Origin of the sequence: Mycetocola sp., assembly GCF_046716805.1 — a bacterium.
GTDB lineage: Bacteria > Actinomycetota > Actinomycetes > Actinomycetales > Microbacteriaceae > Mycetocola_A.
Genome location: NZ_JBKJWH010000082.1, coordinates 1 through 5,427, shown reverse-complemented (window position 1 = coordinate 5,427; position 5,427 = coordinate 1). Strand labels below are relative to the sequence as shown.

General features: G+C 67.5%; 6 protein-coding genes and 1 tRNA gene. 4 read left to right on the top strand and 3 right to left on the bottom strand.

Annotated elements, in window-relative coordinates:
- Nucleotides 1-233: 233 nt before the first annotated feature.
- A tRNA-Gly gene (locus ACLQ62_RS06495) sits at nucleotides 234-304 on the bottom strand.
- Between the two features lie 60 nt (nucleotides 305-364).
- Between ACLQ62_RS06495 and dcd the strand changes: the two genes are divergently transcribed.
- The 4 genes from dcd to ACLQ62_RS06475 all read left to right on the top strand — a co-directional run bounded on the left by dcd (nucleotide 365) and on the right by ACLQ62_RS06475 (nucleotide 4,280).
- Nucleotides 365-970 (top strand): dCTP deaminase, encoded by a 606-nt coding sequence (gene dcd, locus ACLQ62_RS06490; protein WP_411720834.1) that lies wholly within the window; start codon nucleotides 365-367, stop codon nucleotides 968-970.
- 16 nt (nucleotides 971-986) lie between these two features.
- On the top strand, nucleotides 987-1,508 hold the full coding sequence (locus ACLQ62_RS06485) for a hypothetical protein (protein WP_411720833.1): 522 nt from the start codon (nucleotides 987-989) through the stop codon (nucleotides 1,506-1,508).
- A 42-nt stretch (nucleotides 1,509-1,550) separates the two neighbouring features.
- Entirely contained in the window at nucleotides 1,551-2,507 is a 957-nt protein-coding gene (locus ACLQ62_RS06480; RefSeq protein ID WP_411720832.1) for an aldo/keto reductase, read from the top strand.
- Between the two features lie 135 nt (nucleotides 2,508-2,642).
- The gene (locus ACLQ62_RS06475) at nucleotides 2,643-4,280 is read left to right on the top strand and encodes a chromosome partitioning protein (RefSeq protein ID WP_411720831.1); all 1,638 of its coding nucleotides are present in this window, start codon (nucleotides 2,643-2,645) and stop codon (nucleotides 4,278-4,280) included.
- A gap of 96 nt (nucleotides 4,281-4,376) precedes the next feature.
- On the opposite strand, the gene ACLQ62_RS06470 is transcribed toward ACLQ62_RS06475, so the two are convergent.
- Entirely contained in the window at nucleotides 4,377-5,003 is a 627-nt protein-coding gene (locus tag ACLQ62_RS06470) for a bifunctional 4-hydroxy-2-oxoglutarate aldolase/2-dehydro-3-deoxy-phosphogluconate aldolase (protein ID WP_411720830.1), read from the bottom strand.
- A gap of 201 nt (nucleotides 5,004-5,204) precedes the next feature.
- Nucleotides 5,205-5,427, bottom strand: a 223-nt coding sequence (locus ACLQ62_RS06465; protein ID WP_411720829.1) for an MFS transporter, incomplete at its 5' end; no start/stop codon positions are given.

Below are 5,427 nucleotides of genomic sequence, written 5' to 3'. Positions count from 1 at the left end.
CCGGTGGGGTGCTGATCCTCGCAGCCACCGTCGATGCGGTCTCCCGCAAGCGCGGCGGCGCCGTCGTGCGCACCTGAGCCGGGCGTTGTGTTGGCGTGCGAAACCGGCATTGCGAGGCCGGGGGTTTTCATTTTGGTGCGCGGAGAATGCAGTCGCAGGCGCGACGGCCGGCTCCTGACGCAAGGCACCACCACCGCCTGCGGGGCCAGGAGCGAGTGGGAGAAATACAAGAGAGCGGATGACGGGAATCGAACCCGCGCTATCAGCTTGGGAAGCTGAAGTTCTGCCATTGAACTACATCCGCGCGTGACGCCCGGTGGCGTCGCCGCAATACTATCAAGCCTCGCCCTTATAAACTGACCTCGTGCTTCTCTCCGACCGCGACATCAAAGCTGAACTGGCATCCGGACGTATCGGCCTCGAACCGTCGCATCCGGAGATGGTGCAGCCCTCCAGCGTCGACGTGCGACTCGACCGGTACTTCCGGCTGTTCGACAACCACAAGTACCCGTACATCGACCCGGCCGAAGACCAGCCCGAACTGACCCGCCTCATCGAGGCGAAGCCGAACGAAGCGTTCATCCTGCACCCGGGCGAGTTCGTACTGGGATCCACCTACGAGCAGATCACCCTGCCAGACGACGTCGCTGCCCGCCTCGAGGGCAAGAGCTCGCTCGGCCGCCTCGGCCTGCTCACCCACTCCACCGCCGGATTCATCGACCCCGGCTTCAGCGGGCACGTCACCCTCGAACTCAGCAACGTCGCCACACTCCCCATCAAACTGTGGCCAGGCATGAAGATCGGCCAGCTCTGCTTCTTCCAGCTGAGCTCAGCGGCTGAGAAGCCATACGGTTCGGCGGAATACAGCTCGAGGTACCAGGGGCAACGCGGCCCGACGGCATCCCGCTCGTTCCAGAACTTCCACCGCACAGACGTCGGCGTCGTCGACGTTGGAAGCCTCGGCAGCTAGCAGAAAGGCCACCGCCATGAGCGAGAACGCCGACCTCCCCTTCGCCGAAGCCCTCATCTCGGATGCCGCCACACCGCTATATCCCTACCGCATGTCCCGATTCGGCCGCATGGTCGGCCGCTGGCACGTGCGCTCCAGACGCCTCGACGAGAAGACCGGCGACTGGCACGAAACCGAGTTTCTCTGGGTGATGTCGTACATCCTCGACGGCAAGGCGGTCCAGGATGTTGCGCTTCACCCCCGCGAAGACGGTGGCTACGATGCGATCGCCACCGCTGTGCGCGTTTATGACCGTGACATGGGTGCCTGGCGGGTCAGCTACTTCGAGCCGGAACGCGGGGAGTACGCCCACCTCGTGGCGACCGTGCACAAGCGGGACGGCATCCGTCAGGACGGCACACGCAACGACGGGCTCCTGATCCGCTGGAACTTCTCCAAAATAACCGACACCTCGTACACCTGGGAGAGCTTCGTCTCCGAGGACGAGGGCGCGACCTGGGTGCTGAACGAGCACAACGAAGGCCACCGCATCGGTTGACGAGGGGAGCGCACGGCAACGGGGCCGTGTACGCTGCGGCTCATGAACGAACTGCACCTTCCCAGACTCGGATACGGCGGCGCGAACCTCGGCAACCTGTACCGTCCGATCCACGAGGACATGGCGTGGGAGATTCTGCAGACGGCGTGGGATGTCGGCATCCGCTATTTCGACACGGCCCCGCACTACGGACTGGGTCTGTCGGAGCGACGGCTTGGCGCGTTCCTCGCCACGAAGCCGCGGGACCAGTTCGTCGTTTCGACGAAGGTCGGGCGGCTGCTCGTGCCGCACCCGGAGGGCGCCGCCGAACTCGATTCCGAGCACAACTTCGCCATACCCGCCGACCATCGGCGCGTGTGGGATTTCTCGGCCGACGGCATCCGCTCGAGTGTCGAGGAATCGCTTGACCGCACCGGGCTCGACCGCTTCGATGTGCTGTACCTGCACGACCCGGAGCGGCACGACCTCAAGGAAGGGCTCGACGTGGCCATTCCGGCGCTGGCGCACTTCCGCGACCAGGGGATGACCCGGGCGGTCGGCGTCGGCTCGATGGACACCGGCGCGCTCCTCGCCTCAGCGAATACCGGTGCTATCGACCTGCTGATGGTTGCCGGCCGTTACACGCTCGCTGAGCAGCCCGCGCTCGCCGACGTCGTGCCCGCGTGCCGTGCTCACGGCGTTGGGATCGTCAACGCGTCCGTTTTCAATTCCGGGTTGCTCGCCACGGAACACCCGGATGCCGACACCCGCTACGAGTACGGCGACGTGCCGCAGGCGCTGCTCGAGCGAGTACAGGCGATCGCCGGAGTCTGCCGGGATGTCGGAGTCGCCCTGCCCGCCGCTGCCCTGCATTACACCCTGCGCGACGACACCGTCCGCTCCATCGTGATCGGAGGCAGCAAGCCGGAGCAGCTCCGGCGGAACGCCGCCTGGATGGCCGAAGCAGTTCCGGAAGAGCTGTGGACAGCGCTGGCCGAGAGAAACCTCATTCCGGCATAGCGCGGCAACGGCCTCGACGACTTGCGCGCTCAATTGGGTCCCCGGATGCGGCGCGCGCAATACTGGTACTCGGAAACTGGTCGCTTCGACGCCGACAGGGCGTCCCTCGGCCGCGGAAAGAAACGGTGCCCCGACGTGTCGAACCTGCCGAATGACCCACACATCACTGCGATCGTCCGAGCCGACGGCACCGGTGAAGTCTCGGTCGACGGCGAAAGGTCCGCAGTGCGGACCGCCGATGTGGCCGGTGCCCGGGGCGAGGTCATCGCCCGCGTGGCCGAAGAGGCCGCTGCCCGCGATCGTCCGGTCCGGGTTGCGATCACCGACCTCGACGGAATCTACGCGCTGTTCGTCCACCCGGACGGCAACGTCCACTCCGAGGGGCCGATCCTCGCGGACGACGAGTATGACGACGACGTCGCCGAGCCGACTGCGAGCGTCGCGACCGAATCGGCGCGGATTCCCCTTCCCCCCTTCGGCATCGACAACCTCACCGACGTCACCGAGGAGGAGGCGGAACCCTTCATCGGCAAATCCTATGAACCTGCCCCGACCCGGCGGTCGACGTTCCGTGCGTACAGCGAGGAGCCGGTCATCCCCGACAGAGGCAATGACTCCGGGTACGTGTCGGCGGGCGGAACCGTCCCGTCCCTGCCCGATTTCTCGACGAACGTGGACACCGTCACCGCGACGATCGCCGCACCGTACGCGGCCCCCGACACCGAGGACCTTGCCGAGTCGGACGCGGATGCTGCCGAGAGCGACCCGATGCTCGACCCGGACCCTGCCGGAGCTCCCGCCGGTCCTGCGGCGTTCTCGCCGCCAGCCGGGACGGACGCCGTCCCGACCCTCGACGATTTCCTGCAGTCCCGCCCCTCGGCGCCGGAGGGCCCGGCGAAGACGGGCTGGCAGGGCCTCGTGCGCCGCATCACCGGCGGGCTGATCTCCCCGCGGCCGGGCAAAGTCGAGCAGGTCCACCGGAACGCCATCCGTCGCGTCCAGCGGAGCCTCAGAGGGCCGCGCACGATCGTTGTGCTCAACCCGAAGGGCGGCGCGCACAAGACGACCGCGACGCTGCTGCTCGCGGCGACGTTCGGCATCCACCGCGGCGGTTCCACCCTCGCCTGGGACAACAACGAGACCCGCGGGACGCTCGGCTGGCGCGCGCAGCCGTCGCGCCACTCGAACACCGCAGTGGACCTGCTCCGCGACATCGGCCGGTTCGCCGACGTGGAGTCGGCACGGGTCGGCTACCTGGACAACTATGTGCGTGGGCAGGGAGACGCCCAGTTCGACGTCCTCGCCTCGGACGAGGACGCCGCGGCGTCGTCGACGATCGACGCGAAGGCATTCGGCAGCCTCCACTCGACGCTCAGCCGGTTCTACCGAGTGCTGGTCATCGACACGGGCAACAACATGCGCGCATCGAACTGGGAGGCCGCTGTCGAGGCCGCCGACCAGCTCGTCGTGGTGACCACCGTGAATGAGGAGACCGCGGCGAGTGCCGCATGGCTGCTCGACGGGCTCCGGCAGAAGGGCCACCAGGACAAGGTCAGCCAGGCGGTGACGATCCTCTCGGCGCCCGGAGACGCGGCGCAGCCCGAGCTGTCGCAGCGCCTGCACGCCCACTTCTCGGCGCTCACTCGCGTCGTGCTCGAGGTTCCGTACGACCCGGGGTTCCAGAGCGGAGGGCCGCTCAACGTCGAAGTGCTCTCGCCGCAGACCCGCGAGGCGTGGTTGCAGGTGACGGCGGCGGTCGCCGACGGGCTGTAGTCGCAGCATCCGTTCATCGTTCTCGAACGAGAAACAGGAGAAGGCTTCGCGGGACGAAAGTCGCGCGACCTCCTGAGGAACCGGACGTCCGGCCGGTCAGGCTCCGACGCCGGACGCGGTGAACAACTCGGCGCGACGGGTGATCTCGGCCCAATCCTCGGAAGCCAGGGCGGCCGACGACACCAGATCGCTGCCCGCGCCGACGGCAATAGCTCCGGCGGCGAACCAGTCGCCGATGTTCTCAGGGCTGACCCCGCCGGTGGGCATCAGCGGCACATCCGGGAACGGGCCCCGAAGCGCCTTGAGGAACGCAGGCCCGCCGAGCGAGGCCGGGAAGATCTTGACGACGTCGCTGCCGTACTCGGCCGCGGCCATCACCTCGCTGGGGGTGAGCGCACCGGTCATGACGATCAGGCCCGTCGCCTTCATCGCGGCGGTGAGGCTTTCGCGTGTGCCGGGGCTGACGAGAAACCGCGCACCGGCATCCGCTGCCTGGTTTGCCTGTTCCGTCGTCGTCACTGTGCCTGCGCCGAGGTAGACCCGGTCGCCGTACTTCTCGTCGAGGGCACGGATCACCGCGGGCGCGTCGGGGGTCGAGTAGGTGATCTCCAGCCCGGTGACCCCTCCGTCGACGAGGGCGTCGGCCGCCCGCAGCGCGCTCTCGGCCGATGGAGCCCGCAGCACAGCGAGGACGCGAGTGGATTTGAGGGTTTCGAGCGACATGGGATGTTTTGTTCCTTCGGATGCGTGGGGCCTGGTGTTGAATCCCGATATCACTGTAGCCGCGCCCCGGCGGGCGGTCTGTCGCGTCCTCCCGGCGGCGACTTCACTCGTTGCGGACCTGTTCACGCGGTGGGCCGGATGTTTCCGTCCGGAGTGCGTGAAAACGTGGTGCGAGGGGCGGATGGATGGCGTCGCTGCGCGCTACTTCAGCTGCTGCTGCTTCGCCTGAACAGGAAGAAGCAGGAGCAGGCCGATGAAGATGACGAGGATGATCCCGAGGATTCCCCAGTACTGCTTCCCACCGATCGTGATGAACAGCGCGAAGGCGGTGGGCGCCAGGAACGAGACGGCGCGCCCCGTCGTGGCGTACAGCCCGAACACCTCGCCCTCGCGGCCGGCAGGGATGAGCCGGGCCAGGAACGAG